The organism is Ectopseudomonas toyotomiensis (assembly GCF_017167985.1).
GTDB classification, from domain to species: Bacteria; Pseudomonadota; Gammaproteobacteria; order Pseudomonadales; family Pseudomonadaceae; genus Aquipseudomonas; species Aquipseudomonas toyotomiensis.
In genome coordinates this window covers 3,165,032-3,189,634 of the sequence record NZ_CP070505.1, presented here as the reverse complement: position 1 = coordinate 3,189,634, position 24,603 = coordinate 3,165,032, and the positions used below count along the sequence as shown (strand labels likewise).

General features: G+C 63.8%; 16 protein-coding genes. 7 read left to right on the top strand and 9 right to left on the bottom strand.

Annotated features, from left to right (window positions below; translation table 11 throughout):
- Positions 1–4: 4 nt before the first annotated feature.
- Entirely contained in the window at positions 5–940 is a 936-nt protein-coding gene (locus tag JWV26_RS14585; protein ID WP_206417174.1) for an SdiA-regulated domain-containing protein, read from the bottom strand.
- Between the two features lie 232 nt (positions 941–1,172).
- Between JWV26_RS14585 and JWV26_RS14580 the strand changes: the two genes are divergently transcribed.
- Positions 1,173–2,300: a GGDEF domain-containing protein gene (locus JWV26_RS14580; RefSeq protein ID WP_206417173.1), complete on the top strand. Its 1,128-nt coding sequence runs from the start codon at positions 1,173–1,175 to the stop codon at positions 2,298–2,300.
- Positions 2,301–2,315: 15 nt separating this feature from the next.
- Here the strand turns inward: JWV26_RS14580 and JWV26_RS14575 are convergent, their stop codons facing one another.
- The 4 genes from JWV26_RS14575 to JWV26_RS14560 all read right to left on the bottom strand — a co-directional run bounded on the left by JWV26_RS14575 (position 2,316) and on the right by JWV26_RS14560 (position 12,273).
- Positions 2,316–4,247 (bottom strand): methyl-accepting chemotaxis protein, encoded by a 1,932-nt coding sequence (locus JWV26_RS14575; protein ID WP_206417172.1) that lies wholly within the window; start codon positions 4,245–4,247, stop codon positions 2,316–2,318.
- Between the two features lie 199 nt (positions 4,248–4,446).
- Positions 4,447–6,819, bottom strand: a complete 2,373-nt coding sequence (pbpC, locus tag JWV26_RS14570) for a peptidoglycan glycosyltransferase PbpC (protein WP_241201219.1) — start codon at positions 6,817–6,819, stop codon at positions 4,447–4,449.
- Between the two features lie 29 nt (positions 6,820–6,848).
- On the bottom strand, positions 6,849–7,187 hold the full coding sequence (locus tag JWV26_RS14565; RefSeq protein WP_206417171.1) for an endonuclease domain-containing protein: 339 nt from the start codon (positions 7,185–7,187) through the stop codon (positions 6,849–6,851).
- Positions 7,188–7,374: 187 nt separating this feature from the next.
- Entirely contained in the window at positions 7,375–12,273 is a 4,899-nt protein-coding gene (locus JWV26_RS14560; protein ID WP_206417170.1) for an alpha-2-macroglobulin family protein, read from the bottom strand.
- 163 nt (positions 12,274–12,436) lie between these two features.
- Between JWV26_RS14560 and JWV26_RS14555 the strand changes: the two genes are divergently transcribed.
- From JWV26_RS14555 to JWV26_RS14545, 3 genes are read left to right on the top strand one after another with little or no spacing between them, the layout of a single operon-like run.
- Positions 12,437–13,825, top strand: coding sequence for an MATE family efflux transporter (locus JWV26_RS14555; RefSeq protein ID WP_206417169.1), 1,389 nt, complete (start codon positions 12,437–12,439; stop codon positions 13,823–13,825).
- Entirely contained in the window at positions 13,797–14,834 is a 1,038-nt protein-coding gene (locus tag JWV26_RS14550) for a GGDEF domain-containing protein (RefSeq protein WP_206417168.1), read from the top strand. The genes JWV26_RS14555 and JWV26_RS14550 overlap by 29 nt, the downstream gene beginning before the upstream one ends.
- 12 nt (positions 14,835–14,846) lie before the next feature.
- Positions 14,847–15,302: a DUF2214 family protein gene (locus tag JWV26_RS14545; RefSeq protein WP_093048486.1), complete on the top strand. Its 456-nt coding sequence runs from the start codon at positions 14,847–14,849 to the stop codon at positions 15,300–15,302.
- A gap of 115 nt (positions 15,303–15,417) precedes the next feature.
- Here the strand turns inward: JWV26_RS14545 and speA are convergent, their stop codons facing one another.
- The 4 genes from speA to JWV26_RS14525 all read right to left on the bottom strand — a co-directional run bounded on the left by speA (position 15,418) and on the right by JWV26_RS14525 (position 19,819).
- Positions 15,418–17,331 carry an arginine decarboxylase gene (gene speA, locus JWV26_RS14540; protein WP_074913870.1) on the bottom strand — a complete coding sequence of 638 codons (1,914 nt, stop codon included), beginning with the start codon at positions 17,329–17,331 and terminating at the stop codon, positions 15,418–15,420.
- Positions 17,332–17,452: 121 nt separating this feature from the next.
- On the bottom strand, positions 17,453–17,824 hold the full coding sequence (locus tag JWV26_RS14535; protein WP_072423191.1) for a translation initiation factor Sui1: 372 nt from the start codon (positions 17,822–17,824) through the stop codon (positions 17,453–17,455).
- Between the two features lie 406 nt (positions 17,825–18,230).
- The gene (locus tag JWV26_RS14530) at positions 18,231–18,767 is read right to left on the bottom strand and encodes an NUDIX hydrolase (protein WP_072423192.1); all 537 of its coding nucleotides are present in this window, start codon (positions 18,765–18,767) and stop codon (positions 18,231–18,233) included.
- Positions 18,767–19,819 (bottom strand): DUF2333 family protein, encoded by a 1,053-nt coding sequence (locus tag JWV26_RS14525; protein WP_206417167.1) that lies wholly within the window; start codon positions 19,817–19,819, stop codon positions 18,767–18,769. Before JWV26_RS14525 ends, JWV26_RS14530 begins: the two co-directional genes overlap by 1 nt.
- Positions 19,820–20,076: 257 nt before the next feature.
- On the opposite strand from JWV26_RS14525, the gene JWV26_RS14520 reads away from it, so the two are divergent.
- From JWV26_RS14520 to JWV26_RS24605, 3 genes are all read left to right on the top strand, one after another.
- Positions 20,077–21,699, top strand: a complete 1,623-nt coding sequence (locus JWV26_RS14520; RefSeq protein ID WP_206417166.1) for a response regulator — start codon at positions 20,077–20,079, stop codon at positions 21,697–21,699.
- Positions 21,700–21,828: 129 nt separating this feature from the next.
- Positions 21,829–23,028, top strand: a complete 1,200-nt coding sequence (locus JWV26_RS24520; protein WP_277425963.1) for a calcium-binding protein — start codon at positions 21,829–21,831, stop codon at positions 23,026–23,028.
- A complete protein-coding gene (locus JWV26_RS24605; protein WP_338138744.1) occupies positions 22,913–24,430 on the top strand; it encodes a calcium-binding protein in 1,518 nt (505 codons plus the stop codon). The genes JWV26_RS24520 and JWV26_RS24605 overlap by 116 nt, the downstream gene beginning before the upstream one ends.
- The last annotated feature ends 173 nt before the right edge of the window (positions 24,431–24,603 follow it).

Genomic DNA, 24,603 nt, shown 5'->3' with positions numbered 1-24,603 from the left:
AAAGTCATTGGCGTTGCAGCCGGTAGAAGAGATTGGGTTCGCTGGCCAGGTAAAGATTTCCCTGTGCATCGAAGGTGACACCTTCGGCCTGCGGCACACTGCCACGCAACCCTGCGAAACCTCGAAGCAGGGAACGGAAGCTGATCAGTTGCCCATCTTTGCCCAGTTCAATCAGCAAGCGCGATTCATCGCTCAGCAACACCAGGTGGCCAGTGCGCTCATCGAAATGTACAGACGATAGATCGCTCGCGAATATCCGGTGATCTATCCAGTCCTGGCGATCGATCACTTCAAGGCCGAACTCGCCCTGCAGGCTGCGTTTGAGACCACGAATCTCATAGAGCTTGCGCGGTGAGTGTTCCTTGACGACGAACAGACGGTCGCCAGCCCGGTCGTAGCCGAGCCCTTCAAAGCCCTGGTTGCCACTCAGATCGATGCCAAGGGTCAGTGCGCGATAATCGGCACGCAGCAAGGTACCCTCACGGTGCGGCACAGATACTGCGACCAACGCATGCTTGCGTTCCTCGGCCAGAAGCAACAGGTCATCACCGAGGTAGGTCACACCCTCGACATCTTGAAAGCCATGCAGGGGATAGCGGCCCAAAACCTCGCCATCGACGCTCAGCCTCAGCAATTGCTCCGGGTTGTTGAGCACGGCCCAGATCTGATGGCGGTCGTCGTCATAGCTAAGACCAGAGAAATTATCGGAAACGCCGACGACCGGCTTGGCATCGACCTCGACCCGATACTCCGGTAGCCACAGACTACGTTTAGCCCAGTCATCCTGATGCCAGGACGTCGTGATCCAGAAATAGAGACGGTCGTCCAGGTGCATCGCGTTCATCTGGTAGGCAGCCAGCACGGCCCCCAGCAGCAACGCCCATGTCCATGGACTCAGAACAGGAAGCTTTCCAAGCATCCCCTTGGCTGCGGACATCATCGCGTAGCGCTCGCATGAAGGTGGATGGGGCAGTGTGCGGCGGATTTGTTGCAGTCGTTCGAGACAGCAAAGCCTCGGGTCTGACTGCCTACAGAGCGGTGGGTTCGCTGCGAACGGGCGGCAAAGGTAACAAGGTGTTGAGAACCGAACGGCACAGGATGCTGGCCAATCGACACCCTTGCTGCAATCAAAAAGCGCTATGCTCACACGAGAGCATTCTGTGATCACAAAAATGACCGACGCCGAAGTACCGCGCCAGCCCAATACCTTCGCCCTGTGGCGTGAAGTGGATGACACTCGCATCCGTACGCGCCTGGGAGGTTTCTTCTACGTCCTCGCCTGGCTGCTGACCTGGGTATTCAGTGCGGCACCGGGCAGCCTGATGGTCAGCGGCGTGCTGGGCTGCACGGTGTTCGTCGTACTCCTGGCTGCGCGCCTGCTGCACCGCCCCGATGGCCTCGACAGCCCTGAACAGTTGCAGTGCTGGCTGGATCGTCACTGGGGTCTGATCCTCCTGACTTCGTTGTGCTGGGGCCAGGCCCATGCGCTGGCGGTGTACAGCGACGCCTACAATGACTCGGAAATGATCGCCACCCTGGCCACGGTAGCCTTCGCCACGGCAATGACCTTCAACTTCGCCATGCGCCGCGGCTGCGCCCTGCTGGCGCTGGCCCTGCTCTACCTGCCGGGCCTGACAGTGATGGCGCTGAATTGGCAGCAGAAGCATGCGATGCTGATCACCCTGACCTTCTACCTCGGCTATCTGATTCTGGTGTTGGGGCGAAATCACCGTGAATACCGCGCCACCCTCGATCTGGAGCTGAAGCTGCTGGAGCAGCAGAGTCAGCTCGATCTGCTCAGCCGCACCGACAGCCTGACCCAGCTGGGCAACCGCTATCAGTTCAACAACCTGTTCCCCAGCCTGGTGGCCAATGCGGTACGCCAGGGCGAGCCGCTGTCACTGGTGCTCATGGATATCGACTTCTTCAAGAAGGTCAACGACGAACACGGCCACGCCGGTGGCGATGCCTGCCTGAGCGCCTTCGCCGAACGCATGCGCCAGGTGTTTCGCCGTGATGCCGACGCACTGCTGCGTCTGGGTGGCGAAGAATTTGGCGTACTGCTGCCGGGCACCACCCTGGCCCAGGCGTGGGATCTGGCCGAACACTTTCGCCAGGAACTGGAAACAGAAGGCCTGATGCTGGCCGGCCAGCGCCTGGAGCTGACCACCAGTCTGGGCGTCGGCTGTTTCAGCAGCAGTCATGACGGCGACGCCGATGCCTTCTTCAAGCGCGTCGACGGTGCGCTCTATCGCGCCAAACGCGAGGGCCGCAACCGCCTGGTTGCAGCCGATCACTGAGAACGGACCTCAGGACTACAGCCTGAATTTGCCCATCTGCCCGGCCAGATCATCAGCCAGGCGGCTAAGGGTCTGGCAATCCTCACGGCAGACGCGCACCTCACCAGCAGTGGCGTGCGCCAGGTCGGCGATGCCCTGCACGTTGCGATTGATTTCCTCGGTCACCGAGCTCTGTTCTTCGGTCGCCGCGGCCACCTGAGTGTTCATGTCGCTGATGCGCTCGACCTGCTCGGTGATGGCGCCCAGCGACTGCCCGGTGCGCTGACTGGATTCGACGCCGGTACCGGTGGCCGATTGCCCCGCGTGCATGGAGCTGACGGCAGTTTCGGCGCCCTGCTTTAGGCGTTGAATCATCTGCTGGATCTCGTCGGTGGAGGCCTGGGTGCGGCTGGCCAGGGTACGCACTTCGTCGGCGACCACGGCGAAACCGCGCCCCATCTCCCCGGCGCGCGCGGCTTCGATGGCCGCGTTGAGCGCCAGCAGATTGGTCTGCTCGGAAATACCGCGGATCACCGCCAGCACCTGATCGATCGACGCGACCTGCTCGGCCAATTCGGTCACCGCTCCCGCCGCGCTGCCAATATCGGCGGACATGCGCTCGATATGGGCGATGGACTGGCCCACCACCTGACGCGCACTCTGCGCCTCGTCGCGCGCGCTGTGTGAGGACTGCGCGGCGTTGCTGGCGTTGCGCGCGATCTCCTGCACGGTCAGGCCCATTTCGTGCACGGCGGTGGCCACCATGTCGGTCATTTCCTGCTGTTGCACAGCACGCCCTGCAGTGTTCTCCACCACCCGCGCCACCTGGCCGACCGCGGTACGCAGTCGCTCGCTGGTGGCCAGCACATCGCCGATCAGATCGCGCTGACTGGCGAGAAAGCGGTTGAAACCCCGCGCCAGGTCACCCAGCTCATCGGCCCGCGATTCATCCAGGCGCCGCGTCAGGTCGCCACCGCCGCCACCGATCTCCACTAGCGCCTGAGTCACCTGACGGATCGGCCGCACCAGGCCGCGAGCCAGTAGCACCACCAGCCCCAGGAACAACAGTGCCACGGCCACACCGATCAGGCTGGTCATCAGTAGCGCCTGCCGCGCCTCGGCGTAGACTTCGCCCTCGGGCACTTCGCTGACCAGCAGCCAGTCGATACTGGCGAACCTCTGCGCCACGGCGAGAAAGGTCTCGCCATCACGCTCGAAACGTACCGCCCGGCTATCGCCTGCAAGCACCTGACGGCTGGCATCGGCGCCGAAGAGTTCGGCGAGCTTGCCACTGCCACTCAGCTCCGAACGCGGGTGCACCTTGATGCTGCCCTGGCTGTCGATGAGAAACACCTGGCCGCGCTCGCCGAAGCGGAATTCGCTGATCATCTTCGACATGTCCGCCAGGTTGTAGCCCAGGCCGGAAACACCAAGGGTCTTGCCACCGTGCTTGATGCGCTGGTTGATGAACAGCGTGGGCAGCCGCGTGGTCTTGTCGATATCGATTTCCAGCACCCGATCACGGTCGCTGTCGACCAGGCGATAGAACCACTGGTTTTCGGCCTGACTGCGATCGAGGGTACGCATCAGCCCTTCACCGGTGGTGTAGTTGCCACTGGCCAGAGCGACGATGGAAGTGGTCATGGCGTTCTGCTGGGCGCGCACGCCCTCCAGATAGCGCGCGAACTCGTCACGCCGGGCCGCGTCCTCGCCAGCGGCCAACCAGTCCTGTACCAGGCTGTTCTCGGCAATCGAGGCGTTGGCGGTGATCGGTGCGGTGAGAACGCGTTCCAGATCGTTGCGGATCGCCAGCACCCGCGCCGGCAAGGCCTCCTCAATCAGGTAGCGCTCGGTCAGGCGATTGACCACCGCCGAGTAGATGCCGACGACGATTAGAATACTGGCCAACAGGGCAGCGCCCATGCTGAGGATCAACTGCCACTGAATACTGCGTTGCCAGAGGCGCATGGAGGCTTCTCCCGGTTATTATTTTGAGCTCGCCGAACAATTGGATACAAAAATGTACACAAATTGCAAATCGGTTACCGCCAGATTTCATATCGGCGGCTCACGACCAAGCTTTATTCGCTCTAGGCGGCATTATTTGCAGGGATGATCAGGGCTCAGGCCAGAGCGGTCGGCACTCGCACACCGCCAGCGAGTCGCGTCACGGCCCTACGCTGAATTCCAGACGAGCGGTCTGGCCACCCTCGTCGAGCACGCTCAGTTGATGCCTGCCGCTGTCGAAGGCATGGTTGAAGGGCGCATCCAGCGCAGTGTCACCCAGCGGTCGGCCATCGAGGAACCACCAGCGCCGGCCACTTCCCCCTAGCGCCGAAAGGCTGAGCCGCAGTGGCTCGTGATTGCCTTGCGGGCGACGCAGACGATCACCATCGCGCACCCCGACGATGGACAGCGGCGCCACCTGGCTGCTGCGCGGTGGCGGGCAGCTTCGATCGACGCTCGGCAATCGTGCCGTGCGCTGCTCACGGCGTGGCAGCCAGGGTTCCAATGGCGCTGGCCACAAGGCCAGTTCACGCGCCTCGGCCCCGGAACAACCTGGACCAACGCGCCGCCCTTCAGCATTGAGCCAATAGCGCTCGCGCAGGCCGCTACCCAATGGCTGATCGGCTGCCAGCAACGTGGGGGGCGTGGTGCCTTCCAGCGTCCAGGCAAAGCGCAGGCGACGGCAGTTGGGATCGTCCTTGCTCATTGGCTGGCCCAACGGCCAGCAGATGGCGGCCACGCCGACCTCGGCCGGCTGCGGGTCGGCCGGTGCAGCGATGCCGCGTTGGCTGTCGCGATTGACCAGCAGATCATGCACCTGCAGCAGCAGCGGCGCGGCCGAGGCCAGGCCGAACTGGCCGGGCACCGGGGTGCCGTCCGGGCGGCCGATCCAGATACCGATCAGATGGCGCGGGCCGACGCCGATGGCCCAGGCATCGCGAAAGCCGTAGCTGGTGCCGGTCTTCCAGGCCAGGGTCGGGCGCTGCGCCAGTTGTGCGCGTGGGTCACGATCAGGCCGTGCCTGACCGCTGAGAATGCGCCTGATGATCCAGGCTGAGCCGGGCGACAGCAGGCGCCGTTCGCGCAGCTCATCACCCGGCTGTAGGCGAGGCTTGGCCGCCGTGCCACCTCGCGCGAAGGCGCTGTAGCCAGCCACCAGCGACTCAAGGCGCGAGCCGCCGCCCCCCAGGATCAGCGCCAGGTTCGGCTCGGCCAGCGCCGGCAGGCGAATCGGCACGCCGGCACTGCGCAGCTCGCCGGCGAAGCGCTTCGGCCCATAGGCTTCGAGCAGTTGCACGGCTGGCAGATTAAGCGAGGTGGCCAGTGCCTCGCTGGCCGACACCGGGCCGATGAAGCCGGCGGCGAAGTTGCCGGGGCGGTAGTCGCCGTAATGCCGCGGCACGTCCTGCAGCAGCGACTCGGAGTGAATCAGCCCGGCATCCAGGGCCATGCCGTAGAGAAAGGGCTTGAGCGTCGAACCAGGCGAGCGCAGGGCGCGCACCATGTCGACGTGACCGAAGCGCGCGGTGTCAGCGATATCCACCGAACCCAGGTAGGCGCGCACGGCCATGCTTTCGTGCTCCACCACCAGGATCGCCGCCGAGGTGCGCTCGGGCAGGCGCGCGCGCCAGCCGAGCAGCAGATCCTCCAGGCGCAGCTGCAAACCGGCATCCAGCGTAGTGCGAATCAGCGGCGGACTGCCGACGCGGTTCAGCCGCCGCGCCAGCAACGGAGCCAGGCTCGGCTCACGGCGCGGGGCGAGGAACACCGGTTCCTCCAGCGCTTCGTCCACCAGGGTCTGCGGCCATACCTGAAATTCGCCCAGGCGCCGCAGCACCTTGTCACGCGCGGCCTGGGCGCGCTCGGGGTGGCGGTCCGGGCGCAAGCGGCTGGGGGCCTGCGGTAGCACGGCGAGCAGCGCGGCGTCGGCGCGGGTGAGCTGGCTTGGCGGCTTGCCCAGGTAGCTCCAGCTCGCCGCCGCGACGCCCTCCAGAGTGCCGCCGAAGGGCGCACGATTGAGATACAGGGTGAGGATTTCGTCTTTGGACAGGTGCCACTCCAGCTGTGCGGTGCGCCAGAGTTGCTTGAGCTTGCCTGGCAGGTCACGGCCATGCGGATCGAGCAGCCGCGCCACCTGCATCGACAGCGTGCTGCCGCCGGACACCACGCGCCCGCCGGTGAGGTTCTGCCAGGCCGCGCGCCCCAATGCCAGTGGATTGATGCCGGGGTGCTGGCGGAACCAACGGTCCTCGTAGGTCAGCAGGGCTTCGAGGTAATAGGGTGAGACTTCTTCGGGCGTCACCGGGTAACGCCATACGCCGTCGTGGTCGGCGAAGCGCCACAGCGGCGTGCCGTCCTCGGCCAGCACGACGCGAGCCAGGTCGTCTTCGGGCAGAGGCAGCGGGAACAGGCGGTCGGCTAGCCAGAGCAGGACGAGGGGAAGCAGGAGGATAAGGAGCGCTCGCTGCCCTCTCCCCCAGCCCCTCTCCCGCAAGCGGGAGAGGGGAGCCGTTCGGCGTTTGGCATCAGTCATATCAACACCCGCCCACAACGAAGCCGCACCTATTCATCAGGACGAGCAACTTGGCGAATCTGTTCAAGTACCGCCTCCGTTTCGGCCAGCACCTGATGATTCCAGAAACGCAGCACACGATAGCCTCGAGTCTCCAGATAACGCTCACGATGTTGATCGTATTCCGTCTGCTGCTGGTGTTGGCCACCGTCCAGTTCGATGACCAGCCAGCTTTCGGTGCAGATGAAGTCGACGATATAGGGGCCAATGGGTTTTTGCCGTTTGAACTTCAGGCCCAGGAAGCGGTGAGCACGCAGGTAATACCAGAGCCGTTGCTCGGCATCGGTCATCTGGCGGCGCAGGCGTTTGGCGTTGTCGAGTAAGGTCATGGTTCCTCCTTGAACCTTTTTTGCCCTCTCCCCCAGCCCCTCTCCCGCAAGCGGGAGAGGGGAGCGATATGAGGTAAGCCTGATACCGAGTGCACCCTGCCTTGCAAGCCGTGTGACGCACATCTGACAGCTGACATGATCGGCTCCCTCTCCCATTCATGGGAGAGGGCTGGGGAGAGGGCCGCTCTTACCGGCCCCGCACCACCATCCCTTCCGGCGCACTGCCCAGCGCCTGCCAGCTCGGCCGGTACATGGACTCCACCTGCGGTGGCGGTACCCGATAGCTGCCAGGCGTCACGGCGCGGGCCAGATAGAGCAGATGGGTAGTGCCGTAGCCTTCCACGTCCACCGCCGCCACGTAGCGATCACCGCGATATTCCTGGTGCTTGATCCGCGCGTTCTGCATGGAGCGGCGCCATTCCTTGACGTTGCTACCAGCGTCATCGAGGCTCGCCGCGCTCTGCGCCAGGTTCTGGTTCTCCAGCTCCAGGCCAGCCGGCAGCAGGTCCACCACCAGCGCGTCCGGTACGCGCTGCTTGGCCCGCACAGCCAGGTGCACCAGTACCAGCTCACCGCTGTCCAGACGCTGTAGATCGAGCGGACGGCCGTCCATGCCAAGGTACTCGCGCTCGATGCTGAGGTTCTCGCCACCGGCGCGCGGCGCCTGAGTCGGGTAACCGGACAGGGTCAGTTGCTGATACAGCGTGGCGCTGCCGGCGTTGCTCACACTAAGCGGTTCGGCCAGTTCGCCACGCTCCAGCTTGATGCCGGGCTGCTGGTTGCTCAGCTCGAACTGGAAGGCGCCGCTGGTAAGCGCAGCGCTCCAAGCCTGCTCCGGCTTGCCGAGAATGCCGCGACCGGCGAGGAACAGCGAATTGCGCTCCTGGGTCGACAGCCAGCGCTGGCCAGCCAGCTCATCGGCCAGGTTGAACAGGCGCTGCTCACGCTGGCCCGCAGCCAGGTCGTGCTCTTCCAGCAGGGCGAGGATCAGCGCCTGGTCGCGCAGCGGACTGCCGTAATCGGCCATCCAACGTTCGCCATCGCGCTGCTGGATCAAGCCCTGATTCAACGCCTGCTCGGCACGCGGCGCATCGCCCATCAGCTTTAGTGCGGCGGCCAGTTGTACCAGCGGCAGGCCGGAGCGCGCCTCGCTGCGCCGGTCGAACAGGCTGCGCAGCGCGCCCAGCGGGGCCTGCTGACTGCGTGCCAGCACGTAGCCCGCGTAAGCCTGCACGGCGAAGCGGGTGTGGGCGAAGTCCTGGCTGTAGCTGGCCTCGATCAGGCTGCTCTGCTGCAGGTAGCGCAGCAGGCGATCACTGGCCTTCTTCAGCGCCTCGGCCGGTATGCCAAAGCCCTGCTCGCGGGCGCGCAGGAGGAAGTCGGTGACGTAGGCGGTGAGCCAGTATTCCTCTTCACTCTCGGCGCTCCACAGGCCGAAGCCGCCATTGTGACGCTGCATGCCGAGCAGACGCTCGATGCCCAGCTCGATGCTCTTGCGCCGCTGCTCGTCCGGCTCGCCTTCCAGGCCGAGGCGCTTGAGGCTGGCAGCATCGGCATACAGCGACGGGTACAGGCCACTGGTGGTCTGCTCCAGGCAACCGTAGGGGTAAGCCTTGAGCGCACGAATCTGCTCGCCGAGATTCAGCGGCGGTCGGCTCGACAGCGCCAGCACGGCCTCCAGGCCAGCAGGCTCGAACTGATTGAGGGTGCCCGCCGGCAGGCTCCAGGGCTCGCCCTCCCCCAGTACCGCGCGGAAGTGCTGCAACTGCGCCGGGTAAGCCGGACGGATGCCCAGTGTCCACTCACGGCTGAAATCACCCAGCGCCTCATTCGGCAGCACCAGGCCCTGCACCTCGACATGGATACGGCCCTGGCCCAGACCGCCCTCGGCGCGTACCGGAATACGCAGGGTGGTGCGCTCGCCATCCTTCAGGCTGATCGGCGATTCACCCTTGCCGAGCAGACGCAGTTGGCCTTCAACGCCCAGTTGCACATCGAGCTTCTGCTCGCTGCCGGACAGGTTGGTCAGGTCCAGCGCCAGGGTGGTTTCATCACCACCGGCGAGGAAGCGCGGCATCGACAGTTCGGCAATCAGCGGCGCTGCGACCACCGTCTTGGCTTCGGCCATGCCGAAGCGCTCGTCGGTCCAGGCCTGCGCCATCAGACGCAGCTCGCCATTGAAGTCGGGGATATCCAGGCTGACTTCACCTTCCCCTCTGTCGTCGAGCTTCAGTGCATCGCTCTGCAGCGCGACGATCAGCACGCTGGTATCCGGGCGCTTGCCACCGGCGGTGAGGCCGGCGTCACCGCCGAAGGCCAGGCTGGCAACACGCCCCTGCGCTTCGATCAGCTGACCGTAGATATCCAGCTGGTCAGCGCCATAGGCCTTGCGCCCGAAGAAGTTGGCGAAAGGATCGGGCGTGGCGTAGCTGGTGATGTTGAGGATGCCCACGTCCACCGCGGCGACCAGCACATGCACCTTGTCGGGGATGCTGCCGTCGGCGTTGCGCGCACTGACCTTGACCTTCAGCGGCTGCTTCGGACGCATTTTTTCCGGCGCTTCCAGGCTCAGCGCCAGCTTGCGCGGAGCGCGCTCCAGTGGCAGGTGCAGCAGGCCGACGGCGCGCTTCGGCGTGACCTGCGCCTTGCGCTCGCCAGGGCGAATCACCAGAGCACTGAGGTAGAGGTCGTGGCGTGCCCATTTCTCGTCGATGGGCAGTTCGAAGGTCTTGCCTTCAGCCGGCACGCTGATTTCCTGCCACCACAGCGGACCGTCGCTGGACTCGACCAGCAGGTAGCCGTTGCCGGCAGCCGGCGGGGTGACGGTGATCTTGGCCACGTCGCCCGCGGCGTAGGCAGGCTTGTCCAGCGCCAGCTTGACCTGGTCCGGGCGCACCGCGCCGCCGTCGGCGTTGTCCTGCCAGCGGTAGCCGGCCCAGAAGCGCAAGCTGCTGACCAGACCGGTCTGGCTGTCCACCACCTCGACCCGGTACGGGCCCCACTCCACCGGGAAGCTGACCTTGGCGGTACCGCCCGCGTTGATCTTCAACGGCTCATCGCTGAGGGTGAGGAACTTCTCGTTGTAGTTGTGACGCCAGCCTTCACCGTCGGAGAAACTCCAGAAGTAGTCGCGGCGTTCGCGCACCAGGCGCACGTTGAGGTTGTCGGCCGCCAGCTTGTTGCCGGCGGCGTCGGCCACCAGTATTTCGAACTCGGCCAGACTATCGGCGTCGACTTCCTCGCCGTCGAATAGGCCGCGCAGCCCCGGCAAACGCTCGGCGGGCCATACAGGCTGAATGATGCGGCGGGTAATCGGACGGCCGCCGGACTCCTGCAGGCTGGCCTGGAGGATCAAACGCAGCGGCGATTTGGCATCACCCCAGCGGTTTTCCGGAAGCAGTACGGCGCGTCCCTGGTCGTCGAGATTGACCTCGTCGAGTTCCTGATCCTGGCTCAGATCGGCCTCGGTGATGTCGCCGAACTGGTAACCCGGCAGGCTCGCCACCGCCTCGCGCAGTGGACGCACATAGAGCTGGCCGGTCAGACGATTGCCAGCGGCCGGCGCACCATAGAGGTAGCGTCCGGTCACCGCAAACTCGGCGCTGTCGCCCGGCGCGTAGGGCTGGTCCTGGCCCTTGAGCTCCAGGGCCATGCGCTCGGGCAGGAAGTCCTCGACGAGGAATTCGTAGAGCTGCGGGTTGCCGTCACCGAGGTCGAGCAGCAGTTGCCAGCGGCCGGTCGGGGCCTCTTCGGCGAGCGGCAGTTGGTACTGATAGAGACCATCATCGCCGGCATTCCAGACGAACTTGCGGCTTATCTGCTCGTCCGGACGGCGCACCTCGACGCTGACCGGCTGGGCCTTGACCGGGCTGCCGTCGGCATCGCGCAGCAAGCCGTTGAGCAATACGGTCTCGCCGGGGCGATACAGATCGCGCGGACCAAACACGAAGAACTGCAGGGCGTGCGCTTTCGGGCCGGTGATGTCGAACTCGGCCAGGTCCAGCGCCGGGCTGTTCAGGCGCAGCAGGCTGGTCTGCTCATCCTGCTTGGCCAGGAGCACCTGGGCCTTGGCTGGCAGCGGCAGTTGCGCATGGCCGGCCGAATCGGTCTTGCCTTCGGCCAGCAGCGCGCCATCGCCATCGAGCAGCTCGAGCTGCACACCGGACTGCGCCTTGCCGCCCTCCAGCGCCTGGGTGAAGACGTCGAGACGGTCGCGATAGCGATGCGCGGACAGGCCAATATCGCTCAGGGAAAACAGCGTCGCCGGCTGCGAATAGCTGTAGCTGCCGGCGACGCGCATCACCGCCAGGTACACGCCGGGCTGCTTGAACGGCTCCAGGCCGGCGATAGGCAGCAGCAGGGTTTCACGGGTGTTGCGCGCAGGGTTCAGGTCGAAACGCCCGCCATAGACCAGATCGGCCATCGGCAGCAGTTCGCGGGCTTCCCAGGTATCCAGGTTGCTGGCCCGGCCCCAGCGCGACAGAAAGCGCGGCAGCGCCTCGGGCTTGATGCGGAAAAACTCGACGTTGACCTTGTCGACGTTCAGCGCGATCACTGGCAGGCCTTCGGCCAGGCGGGTCGGCAGCAGTGAACCCCGGCTGGCGAAACCGACGCTGGCCTGCAGGTCGCGGGTTTCGAAACGGCTGACATGCTCTTTGGCGAGTTTGCCGCCATTGATCGACTTCAGGCCAGCATCGATGGTCAGCACCAGTTTGCGCTGCGGCTCCAGGTGGCGCAGGCGCAACTCGCTGAGGTTGTCGGTCAGCTCCCAGGCGCCGTCGACCTTGCCGGCAGTGCTGTCGACCAGGTGCAGGCGCTCGGCGAAGGGCTGGTCGGGGTCCAGCGGAATAGAGACAGTTACCGACAGCGCACTGGCACCGTCGAGCTGCACCTCGGAAACGTCGACCACCTCCAGCTCGCGCCCGGCGTAGCGCTTGGCCAGCGCGTCGCGGTCGACCGCTGGCTTGGGCGCCTGTGGCTGTTGCGCAGCAGGGGCAGCGGGGGTCACCGTGGCAGGGGGTTCAGAAGAATCACAGGCGCTGAGCAGGGTCAGCACCAAGGCCAGAAGCAGTCCTTTGTTCGGCATTGCGGGCTCCGGAATCAGGGGGCGCAGAGACCGACAACTATAGCCGAGGCGCCCTGCCGACGACGAGCCGTGCATAAGAATTCGCCAAGCCACTCACAGTCCTGAGGCGACGTGCGACCACCCCGGCGCTGTGCCTATAATCGGCGTTTTGTCGGAGTCGCCCATGTCCGCCCTGCTCGATGCCTGGCGCCACACCCCGACCCAGCGCAAGGTCTGGGCACTGGCGGCGCCGATGATTCTCTCCAACCTCTCGGTGCCGCTGGTGGCGCTGGTCGACACCGCCGTGGTCGGCCACCTGCCGCATGCCCACCAGTTGGCTGCCGTGGCGGTGGGTGGAAGCCTCTACACCCTGCTGACCTGGGCCATGGGCTTTCTGCGCATGGGCAGCACCGGTTTCGCCGCCCAGGCTGCAGGCCGCGGCGATGGCAGCGCCCTGCGTCAGGTACTGGCGCAGGGGCTGGGCCTGGGTGTACTGCTGGCCTTGCTCCTGGGCCTGCTGGCGTTGCCGTTCAGTCACGCCGCGCTGAGCCTGATGCAACCCTCGGCCGAACTGGATCAACTGGCGCGCCAGTATTTCCATATCCGTCTGCTCGGCCTGCCCGCCAGCCTGGCGACTTATGCCCTGATCGGCTGGCTGCTGGGCACGCAGAGCGCCCGTGGCCCGCTGGCCATTCTGCTGACGGCCAACCTGATCAACGTGGCGCTCGACCTGCTGTTCGTGCTCGGGCTCGAATGGGGTGTGGCCGGTGCGGCCTGGGCCTCGGTGATCGCCGAGTGGAGCGGCGCCCTGCTCGGCCTGTGGCTGGCCCGCGGTGCGCTCGCACACTATCCCGGCCACCTCGACAGTAGCGCGCTGAAACGCTGGAGCAACTGGCGCCCGTTGCTGGCGGTCAACCGCGATATCTTCATCCGCACCCTGGCGCTGCAGTTGGTGTTCTTCCTGATCACCGTGAAAGGCACGCGCCTCGGCGATGCCACGGTGGCCGCCAACGCGCTGCTGCTCAATGGCCTGACGCTGACCGCCTACGCCCTCGACGGTCTGGCCCATGCCGTCGAGGCCCTATGCGGCCATGCACTGGGCGCGCGTGATCGCGCTGCGCTGCGCCGTTCGCTGCTGGTAGCCGGTACCTGGTCGCTGCTGGCCAGCGCCGGCTTCGCCCTGTTCTTCCTGTTCGGCGGGCACTGGTTCGTCGGCATGCTCACCAATATCGCCGAAGTGCGCGAACTGGCCCTGAACTTCCTGCCCTATCTGGCGCTGCTGCCGCTGCTGGCGGTGTGGAGCTACCTGCTCGACGGTCTGTTCATCGGTGCCACCCGCGCCCGGGAAATGCGCGACGCCATGCTCATCGCCTTGGCGTTGGCCCTGCCGCTGGCCTGGGGGCTGCAAGGCCTGGGCAATCATGGGCTGTGGTTGGCATTTCTGAGTTTCATGGGGCTGCGCAGCCTGATATTGGCTGGCTATGCTTGGAAGTTGAGCCGTCGCGACCAGTGGTTCCCTTCCCCGGCATTAGGAGAGATCGCTCATGCTCAACGTCCCGCTGCCCGCCAATGAAGCCGAACGCCAGCAGGCCCTTGATCGCCTGGAACTGCTCGACACACCTGCCGACCCTTACCTCGATACCCTGACGCGCCTGGCGCACGACCTGTTCCAGGTAAAAACCGCACTGGTGACGCTGGTCGACCGAGATCGCCAGTGGTTCAAGAGCCGCCAGGGGCTGGATGTAGCAGAGACGCCGCGCAGTCTGTCCTACTGTTCTCATGCGGTATTGCGCGACGAACCGCTGATCGTCGAGGACAGCCAGGTGGACGAGCGATTCGCCGGTACCGAACTGGCCCGCGGCACGCCGGATGTGCGCTTCTATGCCGGCTGGCCGCTGCATGACGCCGATGGTCTGCCGCTGGGGACGCTGTGCCTGGCCGACCCGAAACCGCGTCTGTTCGGCAGTCAGGAGAGATGCCAGTTGCGCGACCTGGCCTACCTGACCGAAAACTATCTGCACCTGCAGCACTGCTCGCAACAGGCCAACGACCTGCGCGACGCCCTTAGCCGCGAGCAGCGCAAGGGCATGCTCGACCCACTTACCCAGTTGTGGAATCGCGCCGGGCTGCTGCACTTTCTGCCGCAGGAGCAGGCCACTGCCGAGCGCAACCAGCTGCGCCTGGGCGTTATCTATTGCGACCTGGACCACTTCAAGCAGGTCAACGACAGGCATGGCCACGATGGCGGCGACCACGTGCTGTGGGAAAGCGCGCGACGCATGAGCAGTGCCGTGCGCCCGCAGGATGTGGTGACCCGCAATGGCGGCGAGGAGTTCGTCATCCTCACCCAGGTGCACGATGACCAGGAATTGCTGCAGATCGCCGAGCGCATCCGCCTGGCCATCGCCAGCCAGCCGATGCTACTGGAGCACGCCCAACTGCAGCAGACCATCAGCCTGGGCTGCACGCTGCTTGGCCCCGGCGAGAGCAGCGTGGATGCGCTCAAACGCGCCGACCAGGCGCTCTACCGGGCCAAACATGGCGGCCGCAACCGCAGTGAAATCGCCCCAAGTTCCCACTGAAAGGAAGCAATCATGGCTGCCGCGTTCGTCGCTTACCTGCACTACCTGTCGATCTTCGCCCTGTTCGCCCTGCTCAGCATCGAACACGTGCTGTTCAAGGCGCCGCTGGATCTGTCCCGTGCGCGCAGCCTGATGATCACCGACCTGGTCTACGGCATCTGTGCCGGTCTGGTGCTGGCCACCGGTGTCGCCCGCGTGCTGTGGTTCGGCAAGGGCGCCGCCTACTACATGGGTAACAGCCTGTTGCATGCGAAGTTAGGGCTGTTCATCCTGGTTGGCCTGCTGTCGATCCTGCCCACGGTGGTGTTCATCAAATGGCGCAAAACCGTTAAGGCAGGCCAGGTGCCCACGCCGAGCGCTCGGCAGGTACGCCTGGTGACCTGGAGCATCCGCATCGAACTGCTGCTGTTGCTGGTGATACCACTGCTGGCGACGCTGATGGCGCGTGGCTACGGGATGATCGGCTGAATCTTCGGCTCGGTGCGCACGGCGCACCCTATAGTAGGGTGTGCCGTGCGCACCAAGGGCCTCAGGAAGCACCGTAGCCGGTTGCATCCGGGCTATCGAAGTTGCCGCTGACGGCTTACGAAGCCAGGTAGGACGAGCGGGTCAGCCCCAGACGCAAGGCATCGAGGAACTGCGTACGTTCACGGGCGCTGATCTTGGCGCTGGCCACCTTGTCGCGGTAGTGGGTCATCAGCTCTTCCGGCGACAGGTGCACATAGCGCAGCATGTCCTCGATGGTGTCGTGGGTCTCGATGCCGGCGTGCACCACGCTGCCATCGGCGCCCTGGTAGATGTTCACCGAGTCGGTATCGCCGAACAGGTTGTGCATGTCGCCAAGGATTTCCTGATAGGCGCCGACCAGGAAGATGCCCAGCACATAGTCCTCACCCTCGCGAATCTCGTGCACCGGCAGGCTGGTCTCGATCGACTGTTCGTCGACGTACTGACGGATCTTGCCATCGGAGTCGCAGGTCAGGTCCTGCAGTACGGCGCGGCGCAGCGGCTCTTCGTCCAGGCGTGACAGCGGCAGGATCGGCAGAATCTGGCCGATGGCCCAGGTGTCCGGCAGGCTCTGGAATACCGAGAAGTTGCAGATGTACTTGTCGGCCAGCTTGTCGTTGAGTTCGTCCAGCACCGCACGGTGCGAACGCTGACGCGCCTTGAGCTGGTTGTGCAGACGACGGCAGATGGCGAAGTAGCACTGCTCGGCCAGGGCCTTCTGCGCCAGGCTCAGCTTGCCGGCCGAATACTGCGCTGCCACTTCCTCGATGTAGTGGGTGGCGCGCCAGTAGGTTTCGGCGACCATTTCCGGGTCGCTGTCTTCCAGCAGCTCGATCAGCACTTGCAGCACTTCCGGCTGTTCGGCGCCGGCATCGATCTCCGGCACCTTGTCGTTGTGCCGCTCGACGTCGGTGACCTGCACCAGCAGCACGGCATGGTGCGCGGTCATCGCCCGGCCACTCTCGGAGAAGATGTGCGGATGGGGGATTTCCTGGCGGTCGCAGAACTCCTTGAGCATGTCGACCACGGCATCGGCGTAGTCCTGCATGTCGTAGTTGATCGAGCTGGCGTTACGCGAGTGAGTACCGTCGTAGTCCACGCCGAGGCCACCGCCGACGTCGATGTGATCGACCGGCAGGCCCATGGCGCGCAGCTCACCGTAATAGCGGATGGCCTCGCGGAAGCCCTTGCGGTAGTCGGCAATGTTGGCGATCTGCGAACCCATGTGAAAGTGCAGCAGGCGGATGCCCTGATCCAGCCCGGCAGCGCGGAAGCGCTCGACCACCTGCAGGATCTGCGCGGCGGACAGACCGAACTTGGACTTCTCGCCACCGGTGTCGGCCCACTTGGAAGATGCCAGCGAGGACAGGCGCACGCGCAGGCCGATCTGCGGCGCAACCTTGAGGTCAGCGGCCTCCTCGATCACCAGGGCGACTTCCGACTCTTTCTCGATGACGATGAACACGTTGTGGCCGAGCTTCTGCCCCATCAGCGCCAGGCGGATGAACTCGCGGTCCTTGTAGCCGTTGCAGACGATGGTGCCGCCCTTCGGCGCCAGTGCCAGCACGGCCAGCAGCTCGGGCTTGGAGCCGGCCTCGAGGCCGATGGAGACGTTCTGCGTGGCGATGATGTTCTCGATCACCGCTTCCTGCTGGTTGACCTTGATCGGGTACAGCGCGGTGTAACGGCTCTGGTATTCCAGGCGCTCGATACTGGCATCGAAGGCACCGGTCAGGCGGCGCACGCGATCTTGCAGAATGTCCGGGAAACGCACCAGCAGCGGCAGCGACAGGCCGCTCTGACGCAGCTCGTCGACCTGCTGATAAAGATCGATGGGCTGGCTGTCCGGCCCATTGGGACGCACTTCGATACGTCCGGCATCGTTGATCGAAAAGTAACCGGCGCCCCAATGGCGAATGCCATAGACACTACGGCTATCGGCTACGGTCCATTGGCTGCCGTCGTCTTTGCGGGTGCGTCGTGCGGACATCGGGTTCTCCCATGAGAAAAGCCTGACCTTGCTGGCGGCCAGTTTAGAAATTATGAAAGCAAGATGACATTTGCTCGGCGGTTGACCGCACGAGCATCGTCGAAGTTTAGAAAAGGACTTATCAGCCGCCGGACTTCTTCGCGGTAAATCCGCGTTTGCTCAGCTCAGCGAGCAACAGTTCGACATGATCACCCTGAATCTCGATCACCCCGTCCTTGAGTGCGCCACCGGTGCCGCAGCGTTTCTTCAAGGCGCTGGCCAGTTCCTTGAGCGGCTCCTCGGCCAGCGGCACGCCGCTGACGGTGGTGACGGTCTTGCCACCACGGCCCTTGGTTTCACGGCGCACACGGGCAATACCGTCGCCATCGGGAATGCGTGTCTGTTTGCAGATGCAGGCATCCACCGCCTGGTTGCAATCCGGGCAATGGCGACCGCCATCGGTGGAATAGACGAGACCGCTCAGGGCGGCAAATGAAGAGGCTTTCTTGACCACCGGCTTGTCCTCGTAGGGGTCAGGATAGCGACTGGCTGAACGGGTTCAGCCGCGAAGCCCCACTCAGGCAGGGGCAGCGCAAGCGGACAGACGTCCGCCGAAAAGGCCGCGCAGTGTAACGGCAAAGGCCAGGCTTGCTAAGACCAAATTTGCGTCATTGTGCGGCACTTTGGCGACGCTGTTCGCCATCGCGCACGGCGCGCTCGGAATCCGCGACGCCGTAGCGAGCTCGGCCCGTAGGGTGCGCCGTGCGCACCATGGTCCCACATCCGAGTAAAGCCGGTGCGCACAGCGCACCCTACGAGTTAGACGACACACAGGAGGCGAGACAAACACCCTCTCCCGCCCTTCGGGCACCCTCTCCCATAAATGGGAGAGGGACATCAGCTAGCCGCAGGCGGCCTGTTTATGGCCTTTTTATATAGCGCTCCAGCGCCGCCAACGAATCGGGGCAATAGGGCAGACGATGGGTTTCTTCCAGGGCCTGCTCGACGCTGATAAAACGCGCTTCCAGTACTTCTTCCGGCTGCAACACCAGCGGCGCGTCGGATACCGCCGAATAGGCCATGCACCACAGGCGACTTTCCGGGGCGTCATAGAGAAAGTGCGCATGCTCGACCAGTTCGGCATCGACGATGCCCAGTTCCTCGGCCAACTCTCGCTCGGCTGAGAGGCGGTAGTCCTCGCCCTCGAGCACCATGCCGCCGGCCGCCACGTCCCAGTAACCGGGATACAGCGCCTTGCTCAGGGTGCGCCGATGCACGCACAGCAGACCAGCCGTGTTGAACAGGAGAATGTAGGTACCGCGCCCGATCAGCCGGCGCTCGCGCATCTCGGCCCGGGAAACACCACCCAGTGGCCGATCATGCTCGTCGACCCAGGCCACCCGCTCGCGGTCAGAAGCAGCACGATGCGCCGCCTCCGCTGCCGAAATCGCGACCATCAACCCTGGCTCAGCAACTGACGCAGGTCGATCAGACCCGCATTGGCGCGGGAGATGTAGTTGGCCATCACCAGCGAGTGGTTGGCGAGAACGCCGTAGCCACTGCCGTTGAGGATCATCGGGCTCCACAGGGTGGCCTGCGCGGCCTCCAGCTCACGGACGATCTGACGCACGCTGACGGTGGCGTTCTTCTTGGCCAGCACGTCGGCGAAGTCCACTTCTATGGCGCGCAGCAGGTGCGCCAGCGCCCAGGCCTGGCCACGGGCCTCGTAGAACACATTGTCGATCTGCAGCCAGGGCGTCTCGTAGACCCCGCCCTCGCCCACCATGCCGGATTCCTCCGCGTCGTTGCCGACCTTCAGACTCTCGTTCAGGCGCACCTGCCCCACACTGGCGGACAGGCGTTGCGACAGCGAACCCAGGCGGGTGCCGGCATCGCCCAGCCAGTTGTTGAGGTTGTCGGCACGGGCATAGAACTGCGCGTCCTTCTGGCTCAAGCTGGCCAGGTAGCGATCCAGCGCCTTGATGCCTTCGCGATATTCGGACTCCGAGGCCGGCAATGCCCAGCTCTTGTTATCGAAGTGGAAGCGCGGCTCGGCCTTGGCCAGGTCGGGGTTTTCCGTGGACTGCGACTGCGAACGGGCGAAGTCCTTGCGCAACGCACGCGAAAAGTCGCGTACCTGCACCAACACGCCGTATTCCCAGCTCGGCATGTTGTCCAGCCAAAGGCCGGGCGGCGCGAGATCGTTGGACAGATAACCACCTGGCTTGTCGAGCAGCGTGCTGGCGACCTGCTTGAGGGTTTCCACCGAGGTGTAGCCGGTGACCATCTGCCGTTGCGCCTGCTGCGCCGAATTCTGCGCATGCTGCTGGACCTGGAAGGCAGACGGTTCCTGACTCCAGTACCAACCGACCACCAGGGCGATCAGCAGATAGACACCGATCAGACTGCCTAGAGCGCGAGCGATCAGGCTGCCGCCAGTGCGACTGCCCCCTGAGGTCTTGGCGGCGTCGTCTGGCGAGTTCGTCGCGCGATTCTTCCAATCCAGCATGGCAGTGTCCTTTTCAAACGAATTCGAGTGTTCGACCACAACCCGACCAACGGGTTGCGACCTGCTACGCACTATAAGGCAAGCCCACAGCAAAACGCAGGGCAGAGGGGCAAACTTACCGCTGGTAAGGGAAAACTACATTTCTGTCGCTTATTCGACAGAAATACCGACGCCAATTGATCGACGGCAATGTCAGCGCTTCCAGCAAGTGATAGCATCAAGCCACCACTGACTTAACCATCTATAGAAGTCGGCCCATGACCGAGCACCCGGATCCCAGTCGAGATCGCCTCAAGCACCATTTCGCCCAGCGCGTGATTCACCAGGCACGCCAGGTGCTGGAAGTCTGGCAGCGCCTGCAACGCAGCGAATGGAACGATGCCGGCATGGCTGAGCTGACCGAGGCCAACCTGCGACTGCTGCGTTACGCCGAGCGCTTCGAGCAGATCGAGCACGCGCAGCTGGCGCAAAGCATTGGCGTCAGCCTCGATGAAGTGGTGGAAAATCGCGGCCGCCTCAACAGCACGTTGATCGCCCGTCTCAATCAGGCCATGCAGCGCTTGTCGAGAACCGGTCTGCGGCATAGCGATGCCTTCGAACAGACCTTCCTGCCACCACTGCGCAAACCGGTGTACCTGGCCTTGCAGGATGCCCAGCGTGCCGAGCGTCTGGCCCAGCAACTGGATTTCTTCGGCCTGGCCGCGCAGGCCCTGGGTGATGAGCTCGCCTTCCGCGCCGCCATCAGCGAGCGCCACCCGGCGGCCATCGTCATGGACGTCGACTTCGCCGGTGCCGGCCTGGAACTTGCCAACTCGGTACAAGAGGGTCTGGAGCAGAAGATTCCGCTGCTGTTCTTCAGCCACTGCGATACCGACACGCCAACGCGCCTGGCCGCCGTGCGCGCCGGCGGGCAGGAGTTCTTCACCGGTTCGCTGGATGCCTCCAGCCTGCTCGAACGTATCGAGGTACTGACCCACGTCTCGCAGTACGACCCGTACAAGGTGCTGATCGTCGACGACTCAAAGGCCCAGGCGACCCATACCGAGCGCGTACTCAACAGCGCCGGCATCCTCACCCACACTCTGACCGAGCCGATCCAGGCGATGGACGCGCTGGCCGAATTCCAGCCGGACCTGATAATCCTCGATATGTACATGCCCGAGTGCAACGGCACCGAGCTGGCCAAGGTGATCCGCCATAACGACCGTTATGTCAGCGTACCGATCATCTATCTGTCGGCCGAGGACGACCTGGACAAGCAGCTCGACGCCATGAGCGAGGGCGGCGACGACTTCCTCACCAAGCCGATCAAACCACGCCACCTGATCGCCACCGTGCGCAACCGCGCGGCCCGTGCGCGCAACCTCAAGGCGCGCATGGTGCGCGACAGCCTGACCGGTCTGTACAACCACACCCATACCCTGCAACTGCTCGATGACGCCTGCTTTCGCGCACGCCGCGAAGAGCAGCCGCTGGCCTTCGCCATGCTCGACATCGACCACTTCAAGAAGGTCAACGACACCTATGGTCACCCCATGGGCGACCGGGTGATCAAGAGCCTGGCGCTGTTCCTCAAGCAGCGCTTGCGCAAGACCGACCATATCGGTCGTTACGGCGGCGAGGAATTCGCCGTGGTGCTGCCCGATACCGACGAGCAATCGGCGCTCAAGGTACTGGAGGAGATTCGCCAGCGCTTCGCCGAGATTCACTACCCTGCCCAGCCGCAGGACCTGTCCTGCACCTTCAGTTGCGGCATCGCCATGCTGCAACCGGGGCTGGATGGCAATGCCCTGTCCAAGCGTGCCGACGAGGCGCTGTACAAGGCCAAACATGGCGGGCGTAATCGGGTGGAATTGTACGGAACTCACACTACGCGCTAACTCGCCTTTCCACGCTATACGCCGAATTATAAAATCCAGCGCCACATTCGAACGCAACAAGAGAAATTGCACTGTCCCGGAGCGCGGCGGACTGATAAGCAGAACTCTATTGATCAGGGAAGAACATTTATGGCCACGATAAAGACTAACGACGTATCTACGCTTATCTACGATACGGCGTTCGCCCTGCAGTACGCATTCAGCTTCGGCATCACGGGCATGGTCGCCAGCCAGACTTATCGACTCGAAGGCGGCAATCTCGATTGGGGCAACCCATCGGTAAACATGAACGCCGGTAACCTGATCTCGAAGGCCATCCTCTACCGCAATACACCGGCCCATGATGGCGGCGGCAATAGCGTCGGTTTCGCCAATGGCAGCAGAAAGGCTGAGTTGACCGGCAGTAACTACACATACTCCAAGCTGGCCTGGAACGAAAACTACTCCGTCACCGACAATCAGCCGGGCTCCATGAGCAAGGACGTCTACAAGGAAAGCCTCGGCGCCAACCTCAATTTGCAGAAGTACGGCGCCGGCAAGCCACTCTCCATCAGCCAGGCACAGTCGAGCTATACCTACACTCAAGACGCATCGCTCAGCGGCGACAGCAGTTCAAGCAGGAAGGTCGGCTCCCTGGCCTTCACCGGACAGGCCGAATACAAGCAAAGCGCGGGCAGCCCTCAGCTCCAGTCACTCACTATCAACCGCTACACCGACAACTACAGCTGGAGCCAGAGCGAAAAGAACAATACGCCACAGGGCACTCAGAGCCAGAGCACAAGTTCATCCTACAATTTCGGCCTGACCAGCAAGGCCGGACTTACCTATGACGCCACTGCAGGCATGTTTACTCCAGCCAGCACGCTCGACAGCCTGACATACACCGGCAAGAACTCCTCGACCCAGTCATCGTTGGACAATTTCAACGGTTCGTTCCAGTCCACCGGCCTGTCCCCCAACGTGCTGACGGCACTTTCCGCCTATCTGACGGGGACGGGTGATTTGCAGGGCATACAACTGGCCCTACTGAGCGGCGACGACGTCATCACCGGCACCGATAAGCGCCACAACTGGCTCTTCGGCGGGGATGGCAATGACAGGATCACCGGCAATGTCGGCTCCGACGAACTTTATGGCGGGGATGGCGACGACCAGTTGTTCGGCCTGGCTGGCGACGATCAATTATATGGCGGCGCCGGAAACGATCTGCTCGATGGCGGCAAAGGTGTCGACATCATGGTCGGCGGGGATGGCGACGACCTTTATATCCTTGACGACATCCGCGAATTGGATGTGGATCAACCGAGATCACGAAAACACCTACCATGATTCCGGCAACGATACCCTGCGTATCACCTTCAAAGGCGGCAGCAACTCCGCTCCGGCAGTGATCGACCTGGGCGCGGTTAACCTGCTTGAAGTGGAAAACGTACAGATCGCCAGCAGCGGCCTGTTCGAGATAATCGGCAACGATGCCGATAATGTGCTTGATGCTGGCAAGACCACCAGCATCCTTCGCGGCGGCAAGGGTAACGACACCTACCATGTGGCCCACAGGAATGCACAGGTGCACGAAAACGCTGGCGAAGGCTGGGACAAGGTCATTTCCTCCGTTCACTTCACTCTCGGCGCGAATCTCGAAGAGCTTATCCTGACCGGCAGGGCGGCTCTCAACGGCACGGGCAACGCACTCAACAACATCCTGCGGGGCAACGACGGCAACAATATCCTCGACGGCGGCGCTGGTATCGATACCATGATTGGCGGCAAGGGTAACGACACCTATATCGTCGATCATGAGGACGATGAGGTCGTGGAAAACGACAAGGAAGGCACCGACACGGTCAAGGCCTCGGTCAGCTACAACCTCGATCTTACCGACGGCAGAAAAAACGTCGAAAACCTGATCCTCACCGGCAGCGACGATATCAATGGCACCGGCAACGGGCTGAAAAACGTCATCACCGGCAATGCTGGCAACAACGTTCTCGACGGCAAAGGTGGCGTCGACAGGCTGATCGGCGGCAAGGGTGACGATACCTATATCGTCGACCTGATCGTCAAGGGCACAGGTGCCAAGGCCACAGTGGCCCTCGAAGACAGCATCGTCGAGAAGAAGGGGGAAGGCGAGGACACCCTGCAACTGCGGGTCAGCCAGGATGTCTTGGACAGCCTGGGGGATGCCAGCAAGGCTACCACCCTGACCCTCGGCGCCAACCTGGAGAACCTCGATGCCCGCGGCACCAATAGTCTCTGGCTCAATCTGACCGGCAACGCGCTGGACAACGTGATCTGGGGCAATGCTGGCGACAATATCCTCAGCGGCGGTGCCGGCGACGATACTCTCCATGCCGGTGAAGGCGGGAAAAACGTGCTGATCGGCGGGACGGGGGCCGACACCATGTATGGCGGCGCAGGCGATGACACCTTCCGCTTTACCTCGCTCAAGGATCTCGGCCTGGGCGAAGGGAAGCAGGATGTGATCCACAACTTCACCAGCGGCCCCGATGCCGAGAGTGGCGACAAGCTTGACTTCAAGGCCCTCAAGGGCTGGAGCTTCAATGGCGTTGGCGAAGGGCATGCCGCCACCGGCACCAAGCAGCTCTGGGCGGTGCAGGAGGGCGACGACCTGATCCTCTACGGCAATAGCAACAAGGACCCCGCCGCCGATTTTTCCATCAAACTGGTCGGTGTCACGACGCTTGACAGCAGCGACTTCCTCTTTGGCTGAACAGGCCTAGCCCTTCTGGGCTCCTTGGCAATGCCGGGTAGGGACGATCAGCCCCACCCGGCAGGCGCCCCTGCTTCGTGGCCAACCCCATCAAGGCGACTGAGAGGCATCGACCACCTCCCCAAACCGCCCCCCACAGTCGCTCCCGCCCCACCAAGTAGCCCATTGCCATC

Excerpts from the sequence above, each read along its gene's own strand:
- JWV26_RS14525 (WP_206417167.1), bottom strand. The coding sequence starts at position 19,819 with ATGCTGGATTGGAAGAATCGCGCGACGAACTCGCCAGACGACGCCGCC.
- JWV26_RS24605 (WP_338138744.1), top strand. The coding sequence starts at position 22,913 with ATGGCGGCAAAGGTGTCGACATCATGGTCGGCGGGGATGGCGACGACC.
- JWV26_RS14550 (WP_206417168.1), top strand. The coding sequence starts at position 13,797 with ATGCTCAACGTCCCGCTGCCCGCCAATGAAGCCGAACGCCAGCAGGCC.
- JWV26_RS14585 (WP_206417174.1), bottom strand. The coding sequence starts at position 940 with ATGATGTCCGCAGCCAAGGGGATGCTTGGAAAGCTTCCTGTTCTGAGT.
- pbpC (WP_241201219.1), bottom strand. The coding sequence starts at position 6,819 with ATGACTGATGCCAAACGCCGAACGGCTCCCCTCTCCCGCTTGCGGGAG.
- JWV26_RS14560 (WP_206417170.1), bottom strand. The coding sequence starts at position 12,273 with ATGCCGAACAAAGGACTGCTTCTGGCCTTGGTGCTGACCCTGCTCAGC.
- JWV26_RS14565 (WP_206417171.1), bottom strand. The coding sequence starts at position 7,187 with ATGACCTTACTCGACAACGCCAAACGCCTGCGCCGCCAGATGACCGAT.
- JWV26_RS14520 (WP_206417166.1), top strand. The coding sequence starts at position 20,077 with ATGACCGAGCACCCGGATCCCAGTCGAGATCGCCTCAAGCACCATTTC.
- JWV26_RS14555 (WP_206417169.1), top strand. The coding sequence starts at position 12,437 with ATGTCCGCCCTGCTCGATGCCTGGCGCCACACCCCGACCCAGCGCAAG.
- JWV26_RS14580 (WP_206417173.1), top strand. The coding sequence starts at position 1,173 with ATGACCGACGCCGAAGTACCGCGCCAGCCCAATACCTTCGCCCTGTGG.
- speA (WP_074913870.1), bottom strand. The coding sequence starts at position 17,331 with ATGTCCGCACGACGCACCCGCAAAGACGACGGCAGCCAATGGACCGTA.
- JWV26_RS14575 (WP_206417172.1), bottom strand. The coding sequence starts at position 4,247 with ATGCGCCTCTGGCAACGCAGTATTCAGTGGCAGTTGATCCTCAGCATG.
- JWV26_RS14545 (WP_093048486.1), top strand. The coding sequence starts at position 14,847 with ATGGCTGCCGCGTTCGTCGCTTACCTGCACTACCTGTCGATCTTCGCC.
- JWV26_RS14530 (WP_072423192.1), bottom strand. The coding sequence starts at position 18,767 with ATGGTCGCGATTTCGGCAGCGGAGGCGGCGCATCGTGCTGCTTCTGAC.
- JWV26_RS24520 (WP_277425963.1), top strand. The coding sequence starts at position 21,829 with ATGGCCACGATAAAGACTAACGACGTATCTACGCTTATCTACGATACG.